This window comes from Rheinheimera sp. UJ51 (assembly GCF_020819615.1).
Lineage (GTDB): Bacteria > Pseudomonadota > Gammaproteobacteria > Enterobacterales > Alteromonadaceae > Alishewanella > Alishewanella maricola.
The window spans coordinates 1-1,392 of record NZ_JAJHOG010000030.1; the positions used below are offsets into that span (position 1 = coordinate 1).

Below are 1,392 nucleotides of genomic sequence, written 5' to 3' on the forward strand. Positions count from 1 at the left end.
CAGCGATACAGGGTGATAGCCCCGTACACGACAATGCTTTTATAGTGAAAACGAGTAGGACGGGACACGTGGTATCCTGTTTGAACATGGGGGGACCATCCTCCAAGGCTAAATACTCCTGACTGACCGATAGTGAACCAGTACCGTGAGGGAAAGGCGAAAAGAACCCCTGTAAGGGGAGTGAAATAGAACCTGAAACCGTGTACGTACAAGCAGTGGGAGCCCACTTTGTTGGGTGACTGCGTACCTTTTGTATAATGGGTCAGCGACTTACATTCTGTAGCGAGGTTAACCGAATAGGGGAGCCGTAGGGAAACCGAGTCTTAACTGGGCGAATAGTTGCAGGGTGTAGACCCGAAACCGGGCGATCTATCCATGAGCAGGTTGAAGGTTGGGTAACACTAACTGGAGGACCGAACCCACTAATGTTGAAAAATTAGGGGATGACTTGTGGATCGGAGTGAAAGGCTAATCAAGCTCGGAGATATCTGGTTCTCCTCGAAAGCTATTTAGGTAGCGCCTCGAGCGAATACCATTGGGGGTAGAGCACTGTTTGGGCTAGGGGGTCATCCCGACTTACCAACCCCATGCAAACTCCGAATACCAATGAGTACTACTCGGGAGACACACGGCGGGTGCTAACGTCCGTCGTGAAAAGGGAAACAACCCAGACCGCCAGCTAAGGTCCCAAAGTAATGATTAAGTGGAAAACGATGTGGGAAGGCATAGACAGCTAGGAGGTTGGCTTAGAAGCAGCCACCCTTTAAAGAAAGCGTAATAGCTCACTAGTCGAGTCGGCCTGCGCGGAAGATGTAACGGGGCTAAAATCATTCACCGAAGCTGCGGACTTGCATTATGTGCAAGTGGTAGAGGAGCGTTCTGTAAGCCTGCGAAGGTGTCTTGAGAAGGATGCTGGAGGTATCAGAAGTGCGAATGCTGACATGAGTAACGATAAGGGGAGTGAAAAACTTCCCCGCCGAAAGACCAAGGGTTCCTATCCCATGCTAATCAGGGTAGGGTGAGTCGGCTCCTAAGGCGAGGCTGAAAGGCGTAGTCGATGGGAAACAGGTTAATATTCCTGTACCGGCCAATACTGCGATGGGGGGACGGAGAAAGCTAGGCAAGCGCGGCGTTGGTAGTCCGCGTGAAAGTGAGTAGGTTGAGAGACTAGGAAAATCCGGTTTCTTAAGACTGAGACACGAGACGAGTTACTAAGGTAACGAAGTTGCTGACGCTATGCTTCCAGGAAAAGCCTCTAAGCTTCAGGTATTGGTGACCGTACCCTAAACCGACACAGGTGGTCAGGTAGAGCATACCAAGGCGCTTGAGAGAACTCGGCTGAAGGAACTAGGCAAAATAGTACCGTAACTTCGGGAGAAGGTACGCTCTTTG

General features: G+C 50.7%; 1 rRNA gene (only partly in view). It reads left to right on the forward strand.

Features of this window, described 5'->3' with window-relative positions:
* Window positions 1-1,392 (forward strand): 23S ribosomal RNA (locus tag LMJ53_RS16940); its annotated part runs 1,261 nt beyond the window's last position; the annotation flags it as partial.